At 63.4% G+C, this 15,016-nt stretch carries 17 protein-coding genes; 1 reads left to right on the plus strand and 16 read right to left on the minus strand.

All coding sequences use genetic code 11. From position 1 onward, the window contains the following. Positions 1 to 11: 11 nt before the first annotated feature. The 6 genes from OIK44_RS16125 to rpsF all read right to left on the minus strand — a co-directional run bounded on the left by OIK44_RS16125 (position 12) and on the right by rpsF (position 3,738). Positions 12 to 638, minus strand: a complete 627-nt coding sequence (locus OIK44_RS16125) for a DUF47 domain-containing protein (protein WP_273672096.1) — start codon at positions 636 to 638, stop codon at positions 12 to 14. Positions 639 to 722: 84 nt separating this feature from the next. Then, positions 723 to 2,108, minus strand: a complete 1,386-nt coding sequence (locus OIK44_RS16130; RefSeq protein ID WP_273672097.1) for a replicative DNA helicase — start codon at positions 2,106 to 2,108, stop codon at positions 723 to 725. A gap of 119 nt (positions 2,109 to 2,227) precedes the next feature. Beyond that, the gene (rplI, locus tag OIK44_RS16135) at positions 2,228 to 2,680 is read right to left on the minus strand and encodes a 50S ribosomal protein L9 (RefSeq protein ID WP_273672099.1); all 453 of its coding nucleotides are present in this window, start codon (positions 2,678 to 2,680) and stop codon (positions 2,228 to 2,230) included. A gap of 33 nt (positions 2,681 to 2,713) precedes the next feature. Next, positions 2,714 to 3,004 carry a 30S ribosomal protein S18 gene (gene rpsR, locus OIK44_RS16140; protein WP_010400024.1) on the minus strand — a complete coding sequence of 97 codons (291 nt, stop codon included), beginning with the start codon at positions 3,002 to 3,004 and terminating at the stop codon, positions 2,714 to 2,716. Positions 3,005 to 3,031: 27 nt separating this feature from the next. Further along, entirely contained in the window at positions 3,032 to 3,331 is a 300-nt protein-coding gene (priB, locus tag OIK44_RS16145) for a primosomal replication protein N (protein WP_273672532.1), read from the minus strand. 20 nt (positions 3,332 to 3,351) lie between these two features. Beyond that, on the minus strand, positions 3,352 to 3,738 hold the full coding sequence (gene rpsF / locus OIK44_RS16150; RefSeq protein ID WP_273672108.1) for a 30S ribosomal protein S6: 387 nt from the start codon (positions 3,736 to 3,738) through the stop codon (positions 3,352 to 3,354). A gap of 300 nt (positions 3,739 to 4,038) precedes the next feature. Between rpsF and lexA the strand changes: the two genes are divergently transcribed. After that, positions 4,039 to 4,677, plus strand: a complete 639-nt coding sequence (gene lexA, locus OIK44_RS16155) for a transcriptional repressor LexA (RefSeq protein ID WP_273672109.1) — start codon at positions 4,039 to 4,041, stop codon at positions 4,675 to 4,677. Between the two features lie 59 nt (positions 4,678 to 4,736). On the opposite strand, the gene OIK44_RS16160 is transcribed toward lexA, so the two are convergent. The 10 genes from OIK44_RS16160 to OIK44_RS16205 all read right to left on the minus strand — a co-directional run bounded on the left by OIK44_RS16160 (position 4,737) and on the right by OIK44_RS16205 (position 14,939). Next, on the minus strand, positions 4,737 to 5,153 hold the full coding sequence (locus tag OIK44_RS16160) for a hypothetical protein (RefSeq protein ID WP_273672112.1): 417 nt from the start codon (positions 5,151 to 5,153) through the stop codon (positions 4,737 to 4,739). 83 nt (positions 5,154 to 5,236) lie between these two features. Continuing rightward, a complete protein-coding gene (locus tag OIK44_RS16165; protein ID WP_273672113.1) occupies positions 5,237 to 6,481 on the minus strand; it encodes a cystathionine gamma-synthase family protein in 1,245 nt (414 codons plus the stop codon). A gap of 188 nt (positions 6,482 to 6,669) precedes the next feature. Continuing rightward, positions 6,670 to 8,193 (minus strand): amidophosphoribosyltransferase, encoded by a 1,524-nt coding sequence (gene purF, locus OIK44_RS16170; RefSeq protein ID WP_273672114.1) that lies wholly within the window; start codon positions 8,191 to 8,193, stop codon positions 6,670 to 6,672. A 39-nt stretch (positions 8,194 to 8,232) separates the two neighbouring features. Further along, positions 8,233 to 8,721: a CvpA family protein gene (locus OIK44_RS16175; protein ID WP_273672116.1), complete on the minus strand. Its 489-nt coding sequence runs from the start codon at positions 8,719 to 8,721 to the stop codon at positions 8,233 to 8,235. 28 nt (positions 8,722 to 8,749) lie between these two features. Continuing rightward, positions 8,750 to 9,697, minus strand: coding sequence for an SPOR domain-containing protein (locus tag OIK44_RS16180; protein WP_273672117.1), 948 nt, complete (start codon positions 9,695 to 9,697; stop codon positions 8,750 to 8,752). A 26-nt stretch (positions 9,698 to 9,723) separates the two neighbouring features. After that, positions 9,724 to 11,022 (minus strand): bifunctional tetrahydrofolate synthase/dihydrofolate synthase, encoded by a 1,299-nt coding sequence (folC, locus tag OIK44_RS16185; RefSeq protein ID WP_273672118.1) that lies wholly within the window; start codon positions 11,020 to 11,022, stop codon positions 9,724 to 9,726. A gap of 77 nt (positions 11,023 to 11,099) precedes the next feature. Then, positions 11,100 to 11,972 (minus strand): acetyl-CoA carboxylase, carboxyltransferase subunit beta, encoded by an 873-nt coding sequence (gene accD, locus OIK44_RS16190; protein ID WP_273672119.1) that lies wholly within the window; start codon positions 11,970 to 11,972, stop codon positions 11,100 to 11,102. 197 nt (positions 11,973 to 12,169) lie between these two features. After that, on the minus strand, positions 12,170 to 12,967 hold the full coding sequence (gene trpA / locus OIK44_RS16195) for a tryptophan synthase subunit alpha (protein WP_273672120.1): 798 nt from the start codon (positions 12,965 to 12,967) through the stop codon (positions 12,170 to 12,172). A gap of 48 nt (positions 12,968 to 13,015) precedes the next feature. Continuing rightward, positions 13,016 to 14,263, minus strand: a complete 1,248-nt coding sequence (gene trpB, locus OIK44_RS16200) for a tryptophan synthase subunit beta (RefSeq protein ID WP_273672121.1) — start codon at positions 14,261 to 14,263, stop codon at positions 13,016 to 13,018. Then, entirely contained in the window at positions 14,247 to 14,939 is a 693-nt protein-coding gene (locus tag OIK44_RS16205; RefSeq protein ID WP_273672123.1) for a phosphoribosylanthranilate isomerase, read from the minus strand. Before OIK44_RS16205 ends, trpB begins: the two co-directional genes overlap by 17 nt. Positions 14,940 to 15,016: the final 77 nt, after the last annotated feature.

Here is a 15,016-nt window from a genome sequence, read left to right on the forward strand (position 1 = left end):
CTGGCAACGCTTTAGGCGTTTTCGACGATGATGCCTTCGATGATGTTGGCAACGTCTTCGCAGCGGTCGGTGACGGTTTCCAGAATTTCGTAGATGGCCTTCAGCTTGATCAGGTTGCGCACGTCCGGCTCGTCGCGGAACAGCTTCGACATGGCGGCGCGCATGACGTGGTCGGCGTCCGACTCCAGGCGGTCGATTTCCTCGCAAATGGCGACGATCTGCCGCGAATTGTCCATATTGTGCAGCATCGCTACCGCATCGCGCACTTTCTCGCAGCATGCCAGCACCAGTTCGGCGAGCCGCTTGGCTTCCGGCGTGACGGCCTTCAGGTCGTACAGCGAGACGGTCTGGGCGGCGTCTTCCATCAAGTCGAGGATGTCGTCCATGCGCGTGATCAGCTGGTGGATGTCGTCGCGGTCGATCGGCGTGATGAAGGTCTTGTGCAGCATCTCGACGGTCGAATAGGTGACCTTGTCGGCCTGTTTTTCGATGCTTTCAATCGCGTGCACGCGATTTTCCAGGTCGTCGAAATTGGTCATCAAGCCCAACATTTCTTTGGCGCCTTTGACGCACAATTCCGCGTGCTGGTTAAACAATTCAAAAAATTTGCCCTCTGTGGGCATCAAGCGTCCAAACATGTGATTCTCCGTTAAGCATTGAGTCGTGTTATTTACTACAGAAAGCCGCCCGCGGGGGGCGGCCGATGGCATTGCCGGTGCTGCTTAGTCGCCCTGATAGAGCGCCAGACCACCACTGTAATTGCCAAATTTGGTGTATTGCCCCATGAAGGTGAGGCGGATGCTGCCGATCGGTCCGTTACGCTGTTTGCCGATGATGATCTCGGCCGTGCCCTTGTCGGGCGAGTCGGGGTTGTAGACCTCGTCGCGGTAAATGAACAGGATCACGTCGGCATCCTGCTCGATAGCGCCCGATTCGCGCAAGTCCGACATGACGGGGCGTTTGTTCGGGCGCTGCTCCAGCGAGCGGTTCAACTGCGACAGCGCGATCACCGGGCAGCCGAGCTCCTTCGCCAGGCCCTTCAAGCCGCGCGAGATTTCGGAAATCTCGGTGGCGCGGTTGTCGCCGGGGCTGTTGGCCGACATCAGTTGCAAGTAGTCGACGATGATCAGGCCCAGCTTGCCGCACTGGCGCGACAGGCGCCGCGAGCGGGCCCGCAGCTCGATCGAGTTCAGCGCCGGCGTCTCGTCGATGTACAACTGGGCGTCGTTCATCTTCTGGATCGCGTGCGTCAGGCGCGGCCAGTCCTCGTCGTTCAGGCGGCCCGTGCGCAGGCGGTGCTGGTCGAGCTGGCCGACCGAGCCCAGCATACGCATGGCCAGCTGGGCGCCGCCCATCTCCATCGAGAACACGGCCACGGGCAGGCCGCTGTCGATGGCGACGTTTTCGCCGATGTTGACGGAAAACGCGGTCTTGCCCATCGACGGGCGGCCGGCGACGATGACCAGGTCGCCCGGCTGCAGGCCCGAGGTCATGCGGTCCAGGTCGATGAAGCCGGTCGGCACGCCCGTGATCTCGCTCTGGTTGTCGCGGCTGTAGAGTTCGTCGATGCGCTCCACCACCTGGGTCAGCAGCGGCTGGATCGCCGTCCAGCCCTGGGCGCCGCGGGCGCCCTCCTCGGCGATGGCGAAAATCTTCGACTCGGCCTCGTCGAGCATCTGCTTGACTTCCTTGCCCTGCGGGCTGAAGGCGGTGCCGGAAATGTCGTCGGCGACGGTGATGAGTTTGCGCAACACGCCACGGTCGCGGACGATCTCGGCGTAACGGCGGATGTTCGCCGCCGATGGCGTGTTTTGCGCCATCGCGTTCAGATACACCAGGCCGCCGACCTCTTCGGCCTTGCCGAGCTGGGTCAGGGTTTCGAACACCGTGATCACGTCGGCCGGCTTGGAGCCGTTGATCATCTTGACGATTTGCTCGAAGATGATGCGGTGGTCGTAGCGATAGAAATCCTCCGCATGCATAAAGTCGGCGATGCGGTCCCACGCCGCATTATCGCGCAGCAAACCGCCGAGGACGGATTGTTCTGCTTCGATCGAGTGCGGCGGAATACGGAGGGAATCGAGTTGCGGATCGGAGGGGGCGTTCATGGCGCGAATTATACCCGCTTCAGCGGGTGGGCAAAAAAAATCGGCAATAAAAAAGCCGGGCGGACCCGGCTTTTTCATCGATACAACAGTCGCGTGCGGGCCATGCGGCCCGCGCGGAATCAGGCGTGCTCGCCGACGACTGCGATCGTCACTTCGACGACAACGTCGGTGTGCAGAGCCACCGAAACGCCGTGCTCGCCGGTGACCTTCAAAGGACCGGATGGCAGGCGAACTTGCGATTTTTCAACAGCGAAACCTTGCTTGGTCAACGCTTCGGCGATGTCGAAGTTGGTGACGGAACCGAACAGACGGCCATCGACGCCAGCTTTCTGAGCAACTTGAACGGTCATGCCGTTCAGTTTTTCGCCCTGGGCTTGGCAAGCGGCCAGTTTAGCGGCAGCGGCTTTTTCCAGTTCCGCGCGCTTGACTTCGAATTCAGCGATAGCGGTGGCGGTGGCACGGCGGGCCATGCGTTGCGGGATCAGGAAGTTACGAGCGTAACCGTCTTTGACTTTGACGACTTCGCCGAGGTTGCCGACGTTAGCGACTTTTTCTAACAGAATGATTTGCATATTTCTCTCCAGGTATTCTCTGACGCAGGCGTATTAAGCGTGGTGCAGATCGGTGTATGGCAGCAGCGCGAGGAAGCGAGCGCGCTTGATTGCGGTGTCAACTTGGCGCTGGTAGTGCGCTTTGGTACCGGTCAGGCGTGCTGGCATGATCTTGCCGTTTTCCTGGACGAAATCTTTCAGCGTGTCGACGTCTTTGTAGTCGACTTGCTCAACGTGAGCTGCCGTGAAGCGGCAGAACTTCTTACGTTTGAACAGCGGGTTTTGCTGTTTGCGCTTTTCTTTAAGCTTGAGCTTGTTTTTGTCGAACTTTTTACCGAATGCCATGTGAGGCTCCTGTATCTAATAAATGCGCTAGTCTGAATTGACAGCACTAAAATCAATGATGTGAAACACCAGGCTTTTACTGTTGCGGCTCTTACGGGCCAAGAAACCGCTGAACTGATAGACCCCGCCCAAGGCTGCCTCACTGAACCGGCCGGAAATTTCGCCAGCGGCGAGCGCGGCGACTTCAAACTCGGTCAAGCGGGCGATGCCGGCCTCCATTTGCTGCGAACTGTGCTGCAATACTGCATTCACAATCGGCATGCCTGCCGGGGTATAGCGCAACACTTCGCGCTCGGCAATGATGGCGACAACCTGAAGCTGGTTCAGCTCACGATCCCTGACAACAATTAAGCGGCGGCAGCGACGGCGGCTGCAGGTGCTTCGGTGCGATGGCTTTTAGCCGCGTCTTCACGTTGAACCGACTTCATCATCGGCGATGGCGCTGTTTCAGCCTTCTTCATCTTAACGGTCAGGTGACGCAACACGGCATCATTGAATTTGAATGCGGTTTCCAATTCGACCAGGGTCTCATTGTCGCATTCGATGTTCATGCAGATGTAGTGTGCTTTAGCGAGCTTCTGGATCGAGTAAGCCATTTGACGGCGGCCCCAATCTTCGACGCGGTGAACCGAACCGCCGCGCGTCGTGACGCTGGCTTTGTAACGTTCGATCATCGCGGGCACTTGCTCGCTCTGGTCCGGATGGACGATAAATACTATTTCGTAGTGACGCATGCAAACTCCTTAAGGACGGATTAATAATCGCCCACCTCGGCGTCAAGACGAGTGTGGGAAGTGGTGAGCCGAAGATTATAACCCAGATTTTGTCAACACTCAATCCCTGTCTGCGCCGCAACAATGGGGTCAGGTCTAGACATGGCGGTTTACGGGGTGAAAACCGCCATGTCTAGACCTGACCCCATTGGTGGTTTTGGAAAATATTTCACGCGAAGGGGAAAAAGCCCTTGCATTGGCGCTCGCACTGTACAAAAATACAGTCTGTTTATATAGACAGCATTTCACTATGCCGACCCCATGATCAAGCTCACTGCACGGCAAGAACAAATTCTGAATCTGATCAAGGATGCGATCGAGAATACCGGCTTCCCGCCGACGCGCGCGGAAATCGCCAATGAACTGGGCTTCAAGTCGGCCAACGCCGCCGAGGAGCATTTGCAGGCGCTGGCGCGCAAGGGCGCGATCGAGATTTCGCCCGGCACTTCGCGCGGCATCCGCCTGATCGGCGCCGCCGCCGAGGCGCCCGCGCCGCAGGTGCCGGCCGCGCTGATGATGGCGCTGCCGCTGATCGGCCGCGTCGCCGCCGGCTCGCCCATGCTGGCACAGGAGCATGTGGAAACGAATTACCATGTCGATCCGACCATGTTTTCAGCCCGCCCCGATTTCCTGTTGAAGGTGCGCGGCGAGTCGATGCGCGACGCCGGCATCATGGACGGCGATTTGCTGGCCGTCAAAAAGGTCGACAGCGCGAAGAACGGCCAGATCATCGTCGCCCGGATCGGCAACGATGTTACCGTCAAGCGTTATCGGAAGACGGCCTCCGGCATTGAATTGCTGCCCGAGAATCCCGACTTCAAGGTCATCAAGGTCGATCCGGAAGCGGACGAATTCGCCATCGAGGGGCTGGCGGTCGGGCTGATGCGCAGCTGGCACTGAGGCGCCCGCCTCGCTCCAGTAAAGAACCGGCTGGCATGTCGGTTTTTTACTGCCCAGGCTCAGGATAGAAAGAGCTTGAGCAGGATGCCTGTGTTCATGGCGATGGACATGCCGACCATCCATTTCAAGAGGTGAATCTCGCCCGCCATCGCGGCGAAACGGGCCTCGAATTTGAGCTCAAGCGCGTCAATTTTGGCGTCAAGTTTGTCCATCCGCTCGTTAAGTGCATATGAAATCGCATCAATCCTGCCATGAAGCTCGCATGAAAGCGCATCAATACGCCCACCCAATTCGCATGCCAGCACGTCGATCCGGCTGAGCACATTTTTTTCCAGCGCGACCAGGTCGGACGGATGCGCAAACGACTTTTCCAGCACCTCGGCCAGCAATGTGGACTGCGCCTCGGCCTGCGCAAGCGGAACCCCGGTTTCCGCAAGCCTCTTCGCATAGTCCAGCGTGTCAAATTGCAAGGTCACGGCATCCTCCCGGCGATCCCGCTTATCGTAGCAGAATTGCCGGCGCGCCGACGCGGCTCAGATCAAGGGCGGGCCGCGTCCGCTCAGGCGCCGGCCAGCGCGGCGCGGAAGTCGTCCAGCAGGTCGGCCGTGTCTTCAATGCCGACGGAGACGCGTATCAGCGATTCGGCGATGCCCATCGAGGCGCGCCGCTCGGCCCCCATTTCGTAAAAAATCGTGTGCGCGACGGGTATCACCAGCGTGCGGGTGTCGCCCAGGTTGCTGGCCGGGATGGCCAATTGCAGGCGGTTGAGGAAGTCGAAGCAGTCGATGCCGTCCTTCAGCTCGAAACTCAGCAGCGAGCCGAAGCTGCGGAACAGTTCGCCCGCAATGGCGTGCTGCGGGTGCGACGCCAGGCCCGGGTAGTGGACGGCCGCGACGCGCTCGTCCGCTTCCAGCATCCGCGCCAGCGCCAGCGCGTTGGCGCTGGTGCGCTCCATGCGCAGCGCCAGGGTTTCCGCGCCGACGGCGATGTGGTGCGCCGCCTCCGGCCCCAGCGAGGCCCCGAAGTCGCGCAGGGCCTTGGCGCGGATCTGCGCGATGCCCCACTGCGCCGGCGCCGCCTTCTTGTAGTTGTCGAAGATGTTCGGGTAGCGGCTCCAGTCGTAGACGCCGGTGTCGGTCAGGCTGCCGCCCAGCGCGTTGCCGTGGCCGCCTATCGACTTGGTCAGCGCGTTCACGACGAGGCCCGCCAGCACGGCTTTCGGGCGGAACAGGTAGGGCGTGGTCATCGTGTTGTCGACGATGTAGAGGATGCCGCGCGCCTGGCACAGTTCGCCGATGCGTTTCAGGTCGGCGATCTGGGTGCGCGGATTGGCGATGGTTTCGACGAAGACGATGCGGGTCGCCGGCGTGATGGCCGCGGCGACCCGCTCGGCGTCGGTGGCGTCGACGAAGGCGACGCCGACGCCCTGCCCGGCCACCGTTTGCCACAGGCTGTTAGTGTTGCCGAACAGAAAGGACGACGAGACGACGTGGTCGCCGGCGCGCAGCAGCGCCTGGAACACGGCGCCGATCGCGCCCATGCCGGTGGCGAAGCACAGGCTGGCGATACCGTCTTCCATTTTGCTGATTTTGTCTTCCAGCGCCGACACGGTCGGGTTGCCCTGGCGGCCGTAGCGGAAGCCCGGCTCCTTTCCCTGGAATACGGACGCCAGTTGGCGCGCGTCGCGGTAGCCGAAGGCGACCGAGGTGTGGATCGGGCGGTGCAGCGAGCCGTGTTCGATGGCTTTCTGGCGGTCGCCGTGCAGGATGGTGGTGGTGAAGCCGTAGTGTTTTTTATCGCTCATGATGTCGGTCCGGGTACTGTGTTGCGCGGCAACTGGCAGCACGGGCAAAAGCGGGGGTCTGACCCCAAAACGCCGGGGTCGAACCCCGGGGCGGCGCCTTTGGCTGTCGTTTGCCGTTGCCGGCCCGCTTAACGGGATGGCATGTCCGCGCAGGCAAAAAAAAAGCCCGGCGCGAGCCGGGCGCGTCATCACCCTTCGGTGGTGGCGAGATTCAGGTTCAACTGCGAGCGCGGCGTGTCTTCGACGGCCGCCGCCTTCGGGTTGTGGCGCGCGTATTCCAGGCGGTCGAGGTAGGCTTGCGACACGTCGCCGGTGACGTAGACGCCGTCGAAGCACGAGGCCTCGAAGTTCTGCAGCGCCGGGTTGACGTCCGAGATGGCGCGCTTGAGCGCGTCGATGTCCTGGTACACCAGGGCGTCGGCCGTGATTTCGCGGCACACTTCCTCGTTGGTGCGGCCGTAGGCGATCAGCTCGTCGCGCGTCGGCATGTCGATGCCGTACACGTTGGGGAAGATCACCGGCGGCGCGGCCGAGGCGAAGATGACTTTCTTGGCGCCCGCTTCGCGCGCCATCTGCACGATTTCGCGGCTGGTGGTGCCGCGCACGATGGAGTCGTCGACCAGCAGCACGACCTTGTCCTTGAATTCGGAGCCGATGGCGTTGAGTTTCTGGCGCACGGATTTCTTGCGCATCGCCTGGCCCGGCATCAGGAAGGTGCGGCCGATGTAGCGGTTCTTGATGAAGCCTTCGCGGTATTCGATGTTCAGCGCCAGGGCCAGCTGGATGGCGGCCGGGCGGGACGAGTCGGGAATCGGCATGACGACGTCGATTTCGCCTTCCGGGAATTCGCGGCGGATCTTCTCGGCCAGGTATTCGCCCATCTTCAGGCGCGTCGCGTAGACCGAGGCGCCGTCGATGATGGAGTCCGGACGGGCCAGGTAGACGTATTCGAACACGCAAGGGTTCAGGCTGGGATTGTCGGCGCATTGCTGGCTGTGCAGCTTGCCGTCGAGGTCGATGAAGATGGCCTCGCCCGGCGCGATGTCGCGCACGAAGCGGAAGCCCATGCCTTCGAGCGCCACGGATTCGCTGGCGACCATGTATTCGGTGCCCTTGTCGGTGTCGTTGGTGCCCAGGCACAGCGGACGGATGCCGAAGGGGTCGCGGAAGGCCAGCAAGCCCAGGCCGGCGATTTGCGCGACGGCGGCGTAGGCGCCGCGCACGCGGCGGTGCAGCACGGCGACGGCCTTGAAGACGGCGGCAGGGTCCAGCGTGAAGCCGGTGGTCGCCTCCTGGATTTCATGGGCCAGCACGTTCAGCAGCACTTCCGAGTCGGAGTCGGTGTTGATGTGGCGGCGGTCGTTCTTGAACATCTCGACCTTCAGCTGTTCCCAGTTGGTCAGGTTGCCGTTGTGCGCCAGCGTGATGCCGAACGGCGCGTTGACGTAGAACGGTTGCGCTTCCTCTTCGCTGGACGAGCCGGCCGTCGGGTAGCGGCAGTGGCCGATGCCCGAGTTGCCTTGCAGCGAACGCATATTGCGGGTGCGGAAAACGTCACGGACCAGGCCATTGGCCTTGTGCATGGAAAACATACTGCTGTGATTGGTCGCAATCCCTGCCGCGTCCTGGCCGCGATGCTGCAGCAGCAGCAAGGCGTCATAGAGCATTTGATTAACAGGTTGATGAGAAACGACGCCGACGATGCCACACATGGTGTGCTCCTAAACTGGTGCTACTGATTTTAAAAGAATTCAAAATTGCACGTACTGCGCATAGGCGGCCGGCAGATAGGGCTTGATGGTGCGCGCCCCGCTTTCCGCCAACGGACTCAAAAGCGCATTTTTCCAGAACGCCTGCTGGGGAATCGATGTCATCCCACACAAGATGACGGTCGCCAACACAATCACCAAGCCCCGCGCCATGCCGAACAGGGCGCCGAGGCCGCGGTCGGCCAGGCTCAGGCCGGTCGCCGTGACGACGGCGTCGACGGCCAGCATCAACAGGCCCATCAACAGGCGCACGCCGATGAACAGGACCACGAAGGCGACCATCAGCCGTATCACTTCGCCGGGAATGACGGCCGGCAGCAGCTTGGCCAGCGCGGCGCCGTAGGCGTTGGCGATGACGAAGGCGACCACCCAGCTAAGCAGCGACAGCATTTCCTTGACGAGGCCGCGCAGCATGCTGATCACCACCGAGCAGACCAGGATCAGCAGCACCACATAATCGAAAATCGTCACGCCGTCCGCTCCGCCTTGCCGGCAAGGATCACGCCGGCACCAGGCTGCCGCCCAGGCCCAGCTTGCTCAATTTGGCGCGGGTCTTCTCCGCCTCTTCCTTGCTGCCGAACGGCCCCACGCGCACGCGGATGCGCTCGCCCGTCGGGGTCGGCACTTTTTGCGTGTAGGAGTGAATGCCCGCTTCCTTCAGCTTGCCCTGCAATTCGTCGACCTTGTCCTGGGTCGCCAAGGCGGCAACCTGGACCACAAACTTGCCGGCGCCGGCCTCCTGCGGCTTGGCCGCCGGCTTGCCCTCCAAAATGGCCAGCGCGCGGGCCGCGTCGTCGGCCGACTGGGCCGGCTTGGCGGCCGGCTTCGCCTCGGCCACCTTGACGTCGGCGGGCTTGGCATCATGCGGCCTGGTTTCGGCCGGCTTGGCGTCGCGGGGCTTGCCGGCCTCGGCCGGCTTGGGTTCGTGCCTGGCTTCCGGCTTGGCGGCCGGCTTCGCCGCCGGCGCCTCCGTGTGAGTCTTTACTTCGACCACGACGGGCGCGGCCGCCGGCTTGACGGGCGCGGCGACGATTTCCTCGGACTGGTCGAGGGCGGCGTCGGCGGCCACCCGCGACGCGGCCGGCGCCGGCGCGGCGGCGCTGGCCGAGGGCTGCTCGGCGGCCTGCTTGTCTTTCGAGGGAATGTGGATGGCGATGTCGGAAGCCAGCGGCTTCGGCTCGGAATCCAGCAGCATCGGCAAGCCGATGGCGACGCCGAGCGCCAGCGCGACGGCGCCGACGAGGCGGCGGCGCGCGCGCTTCTTCTCCGGCAGCACCGGATCGGCGGCGTCCTTGCCGGCGCGGCGCGGCGCGGCGCCCGCGCCGGCGTTGCCGGCGCGCTTGGAGCGCGCCTTCGCCGTCGCTGCGGCGTCGTCGGCGACATAGAAGCCGCTGTCTTCGCCAGCGGATTCCTGCTTGTTTTTACGGAGTTTCGAGAACAAGCCCATGCGTGATAATTTTCGGTGGAATTCGGTCAGTGAAGTGAGGATTTTCGGGCCACCATCACGCCGGCGACGGTCAGGAAGGAGCCAAAGACCACAATTCTATCATTCTCGCCGGCCCGGCTCAGCGCATTTGCATAAGCTTCGGCCGGATCGGCGAAAATAGCCACGCTGCGCTCGTCGCTGTCGCTGCGGCCGGCCAGCATCAGTTGCGCCTTCGCCGCCAGCTCCGCCGCGCCGGCCGCGCGCGCCGACGCCAGGCCGCAGACGCACCAGTGGTCGACGTGCTCGCCCATCGCCGCCATCACGCCGTCGATATCCTTGTCCTGCATCGAGCCGAACACGGCGTAGGTGTAGGGGTGGAAGCCCATATTGCCCAGGTTCTGGCTCAGCGCCGCCGCCGCGTGCGGGTTGTGGGCGACGTCGAGGATCACGGACGGACGGCCAGGCAGCACCTGGAAACGGCCCGGCAATTCGACCAGCACGAGGCCGCTGCGCACTTCCTGGGCGCCGACCGGCAGCTCCAGCCTCAGCACCTCCAGCGCGGCCAGCACGGCGGCCGCGTTGAGGATCTGGTTGGCGCCGCGCAGGCTCGGATAGGCCAGCGAATTGCGCCGCTGCGCCCGGCCGCCGTAGTTCCACTGCTGCTTGTCGCCGGAGTAATTGAAGTCGCGCCCCATCAGCCACAGGTCGGCGCCGATCGCCGCCGCGTGGTCGATCAGCGACTGCGGCGGCACGGGGTCGCTGCAAATGGCCGCCTTGCCGGGCCGGAAAATGCCGGCCTTCTCGAAGCCGATGGCCTCGCGCGTGCTGCCCAGATAGTCGGTGTGGTCGATGTCGACGCTGGTGACGATGGCGACGTCGGCGTCGATGACGTTGACGGCGTCGAGGCGGCCGCCCAGGCCCACTTCGAGGATCGCCACGTCCAGGCCGGCGCCGGCCAGCAGGTGCAGGATCGCCAGCGTGGTGAACTCGAAATACGTCAGCGGCGTGGCGCCGCGCGCCGCCTCGACGGCGGCAAAGCTGGCGACCAGCTCGGCGTCGCCGGCCATCGCGCCGTTGACGCGGGCGCGCTCGTTAAAGTCGAGGAAATGCGGCTTGATGTACAGCCCCACCTTGTACCCGGCGCGCAGCAGGACCGACTCCAGCATCGCGCAAGTGGAGCCCTTGCCGTTGGTGCCGGCGACCATAACGACGGGGCAGGAAAACTGCAGCCCCATGCGCGCCTTGACCGCTTGCACGCGCTCCAGGCCCATATTGATCTGGGTTTCGGAATGCCGGGTTTCCAGCATGGCCAGCCATTCCGGCAGAGTAGTTGGGAGGTTTTGCATGACAGGGCTTCTACGTAAAAGCGGCGCGCAGGCGGATCACTGTTCCGCTTGCGCGCCGCGAATGGTGCGACAACAAATTAGGCGATGACCTCGACGGCCTGGTTTTGCAGCAGCGCCAGCAAGTGGGCGATTTCTTCGCGCATCTTGCGGCGGTCGACGATCATGTCGACGGCGCCCTTGGTGACGAGGAACTCGGCGCGCTGGAAGCCTTCCGGCAGCTTCTCGCGCACGGTGTTTTCAATCACGCGCGGGCCGGCAAAGCCGATCAGCGCCTTCGGCTCGGCGATCACGACGTCGCCCATGAAGGCGAAGGAGGCGGACACGCCGCCCATCGTCGGGTCGGTCAGCACGCTGATGAAGGGCAGCTTCTTCTCGGACAGCTTGGTCAGCATGGCCGTCGTCTTGGCCATCTGCATCAGCGACAGCAAGCCTTCCTGCATGCGCGCGCCGCCGGTGGCCGTGATGCAAATGAAGGGCACCTTCTGTTCCAGCGCCACCTGGGCGCCGCGGACGAAGCGCTCGCCGACGACGGAGCCCATCGAGCCGCCCATGAATTCGAACTCGAAGCACGCGACCACCACCGGCAAGCTCATGATGGCGCCGCCCAGCACGACCATCGCGTCCGTTTCGCCGGTCGCTTCCATGGCCGACTTCAGGCGGTCCGGGTACTTCTTGCTATCCTTGAATTTGAGCGTGTCGACCGGCAGGATTTCCTGGCCGATTTCATAACGGCCGCCGGCGTCGAGCAAGCCGTCCAGGCGGGCTCGCGCGCGGATGCGCATATGGTGGTCGCATTTCGGGCAAACGTGCAGGTTCGATTCCAGGTCGGTGCGGTACAGCACGGCTTCGCACGAGGGACACTTGACCCACAATCCTTCCGGCATGGTCTTACGCGCGGCGGCGTCGGAACGCTGAATCCGCGGGGGCAGCAGTTTTTCCAACCAACTCATCATTTCTCCTATGGCCCTGTCGGGCAGACGGCTACTCCGGCAAGCGGCGGGCGGCCCCCTCAAGGGCCGCCACAACCGCTGCTTCGCCAATTACAGCGTAGTTCAGTGGGCGTAGTGTAGCCGTTTAGCGCCGAGCTGTCGAACATTGTAATTTAACAAGTTTTTCACCCCCTGGCGCCCGCCCGGCGGGCACGCGCTCAGGCGTCCAGCGCCGCGCGGATGCCGGCGACCAGGGCTTGCACGGCGGCCGGCGCCTGCGGCGGCGGGGTATTCTCGATTTCCTCGATGATGCGGCTGCCGATGACGACGGCGTCGGCCACCGCCGCCACCGCCTTCGCCGTGGCCGCGTCGCGTATGCCGAAACCTACGCCGATGGGCAGTTTGACATGCCGGCGGATGGCCGTCAGCCGCTCGGCCACCTGGGCCGTGTCGATATTGCCGGCGCCGGTGACGCCCTTCAGCGACACATAATAGCTGAAGCCGCCGCCCACCTTGGCCACCTGGGCGATGCGCTCCTCGGTCGAGGTCGGCGCCAGCAGGAAAACCAGGTCCAGCCCGTTGTCGCGCATCGCGGCGGCGAACTCGCCGCACTCCTCGGGCGGATAGTCGACGACGATGGCGCCGTCGGCGCCGGCCGCCTTCGCCGCGGCGATGAAGGCGTCGGCGCCGATGCGCTCGATGGGATTGGCGTAGCCCATCAGCAGCACCGGCGTGTGCTGATTGCTTTCGCGGAACTGGCGCACGTACTCGAACACGTCCTTCAGGCCGATATGGAACTTCAGCGCGCGCTCGCAGGCGCGCTGGATCACCGGCCCCTCGGCCATGGGGTCGGAAAACGGCACGCCCAGTTCGAGGATGTCGGCGCCGCCGGCCACCAGGGCGTGCATCAGCGGCAAGGTCAGCCCGGGCGCCGGGTCGCCGGCCGTGATGAAGGTGACGAGCGCGGTTTTCTTTTGCGCCGCGAGGGCGGCGAATGTTGCGGAGATTCTGGACATGGATGGCTTTCTAATGGTCACGGGGGCATCGGTTAAAGCTGGGGCCGCTCAACTGAAGTCGAGCCCCATGCGCTGCGCCACCGTGTGCATATCCTTGTCGCCGCGGCCGGACAAATTCGCCAGCACAATCCGGTCCTGCGGCAGCGTCGCCGCCAGCTTGGCCGCATAGGCCAGCGCGTGCGACGACTCCAGCGCCGGAATGATGCCCTCGATATGGCAGCAGTCGTGGAAAGCCTGCAGCGCCTCGTCGTCGGTGACCGACACATACTGGGCCCGTCCGCTATCCTTCAGCCACGCGTGCTCGGGGCCGACGCCCGGATAGTCCAGCCCGGCCGACACGGAATGCGTCTCGATGATCTGGCCGTTCTCATCCTGCAGCAAATAGGTGCGATTGCCGTGCAACACGCCGGGAAAACCGGCCGTCAGCGAGGCCGCGTGGCGGCCCGAGTCGAGCCCCTCGCCGGCCGCCTCGACGCCGATCAATTGCACATCGCGCTGGTCGATATACGGATAAAAAATCCCCATCGCGTTCGAGCCGCCGCCTATGCAGGCCAGCACATAATCGGGCTGGCGGCCGGCCATCTCCGGCATCTGCACCAGGCACTCCGCGCCGATGACGGACTGGAAATCGCGCACCATCATCGGATACGGATGCGGACCGGCGACGGTGCCGATGATATAGAAAGTGTTTTCGATATTCGTGACCCAGTCGCGCATGGCCTCGTTGAGCGCGTCCTTGAGCGTCTTGGAGCCGGACTCGACGGGCACGACGGTGGCGCCCAGCAACTTCATCCGGTACACATTCTGCGCCTGGCGCTTGACGTCCTCGCTGCCCATATACACGACGCATTCGAGGCCGAAGCGGGCGCAAATCGTCGCCGTCGCCACGCCGTGCTGGCCGGCGCCCGTTTCGGCGATGATGCGCGGCTTGCCCATGCGCTTGGCCAGCAGCGCCTGGCCGATGACATTATTGATCTTGTGCGCGCCCGTGTGGTTCAAATCCTCGCGCTTGAAATAAATCTGCGCGCCGCCCATCAAGCCGGACCAGCGCTTGGCGTGATAAATCGGCGAGGGCCGGCCGACGAAATGCTTCAACTCGTAGCGGAACTCCTCCAGAAACGCCGGGTCGGCGCTGTAGCGCGCATACGCCGCGTTCAACTCGGCCAGCGCGTGGCTCAGGGTTTCCGCGACGAAGGCGCCGCCATAGGGGCCGAAATGGCCGCGGGCGTCAGGCAAATGGTAATCGGTGGCGTGGAACAATGCGGCGGCTGCGCCGCAATCAGGCAAGGCTTTCATGGGGACTCTCTCTATCTATGATGGCATCGGCGTCACGGACCGCCTGGACGAAGTCCCGGATCCTGTGCGCGTCCTTGATACCCTTATCCGCCTCGACGCCACTGCTGACATCGACCGCGTAAGGGCGAACACCGAGCACCGCGTCAGTCGCGTTGCTTGCGCTCAAGCCACCACTTAAAACGACCCGAGGCGCGAGATCTTTTGGAATGAGAGACCAATCAAATACCTTTCCTGCACCGCCATAGGCATCGACGAAAGTGTCGAGCAAGAGGCCCGTAAACAAGGGGCTGGCGGCGCGATAGCGCTGCTCACATTCTAGCAAATCGGCGGCGCTTGTGTCGGGCTTAACGCGAAAAACCTGCACAAAAGGCCGATTCGCGGCGGCCGCCAGCGCGGCGCTGTGCTGCGCCGTCTCGTCGCCGTGAAACTGCAGCAAAGACAAAGGCGCGATGCGGGCCGCCGTCGCCACCTCATCGACCGAAGCGTTAACGAACAAACCGACACTGCCGACGAAAGGCGGCAGCGCCGCGATCAACTCGGCGGCGCGGCGCGGCGTCACATAGCGCGGACTCCTGGCATAAAACACAAACCCGAGCGCATCGGCGCCGGCGGCGACCGCGGCCCGCACATCCTCGGCGCGGGTCAACCCGCAAATCTTGACACGCGTCCTATGCATCACCATCCTCCCTCGCAATTACTTGCACAATCCAAATGGGGTCAGGTCTAGACATGGCGGTTTTACTTGAGCGCGCA

The organism is Janthinobacterium fluminis, from assembly GCF_028595325.1.
GTDB classification, from domain to species: Bacteria; Pseudomonadota; Gammaproteobacteria; order Burkholderiales; family Burkholderiaceae_D; genus Janthinobacterium; species Janthinobacterium fluminis.

What these genes read in the sequence shown, in the direction of transcription:
- OIK44_RS16125 (WP_273672096.1), bottom strand. Translation starts at nt 638, where the DNA reads ATGTTTGGACGCTTGATGCCCACAGAGGGCAAATTTTTTGAATTGTTT.
- OIK44_RS16130 (WP_273672097.1), bottom strand. Translation starts at nt 2,108, where the DNA reads ATGAACGCCCCCTCCGATCCGCAACTCGATTCCCTCCGTATTCCGCCG.
- rplI (WP_273672099.1), bottom strand. Translation starts at nt 2,680, where the DNA reads ATGCAAATCATTCTGTTAGAAAAAGTCGCTAACGTCGGCAACCTCGGC.
- rpsR (WP_010400024.1), bottom strand. Translation starts at nt 3,004, where the DNA reads ATGGCATTCGGTAAAAAGTTCGACAAAAACAAGCTCAAGCTTAAAGAA.
- rpsF (WP_273672108.1), bottom strand. Translation starts at nt 3,738, where the DNA reads ATGCGTCACTACGAAATAGTATTTATCGTCCATCCGGACCAGAGCGAG.
- lexA (WP_273672109.1), top strand. Translation starts at nt 4,039, where the DNA reads ATGATCAAGCTCACTGCACGGCAAGAACAAATTCTGAATCTGATCAAG.
- OIK44_RS16165 (WP_273672113.1), bottom strand. Translation starts at nt 6,481, where the DNA reads ATGAGCGATAAAAAACACTACGGCTTCACCACCACCATCCTGCACGGC.
- purF (WP_273672114.1), bottom strand. Translation starts at nt 8,193, where the DNA reads ATGTGTGGCATCGTCGGCGTCGTTTCTCATCAACCTGTTAATCAAATG.
- OIK44_RS16180 (WP_273672117.1), bottom strand. Translation starts at nt 9,697, where the DNA reads ATGGGCTTGTTCTCGAAACTCCGTAAAAACAAGCAGGAATCCGCTGGC.
- folC (WP_273672118.1), bottom strand. Translation starts at nt 11,022, where the DNA reads ATGCAAAACCTCCCAACTACTCTGCCGGAATGGCTGGCCATGCTGGAA.
- accD (WP_273672119.1), bottom strand. Translation starts at nt 11,972, where the DNA reads ATGAGTTGGTTGGAAAAACTGCTGCCCCCGCGGATTCAGCGTTCCGAC.
- trpA (WP_273672120.1), bottom strand. Translation starts at nt 12,967, where the DNA reads ATGTCCAGAATCTCCGCAACATTCGCCGCCCTCGCGGCGCAAAAGAAA.
- trpB (WP_273672121.1), bottom strand. Translation starts at nt 14,263, where the DNA reads ATGAAAGCCTTGCCTGATTGCGGCGCAGCCGCCGCATTGTTCCACGCC.
- OIK44_RS16205 (WP_273672123.1), bottom strand. Translation starts at nt 14,939, where the DNA reads ATGCATAGGACGCGTGTCAAGATTTGCGGGTTGACCCGCGCCGAGGAT.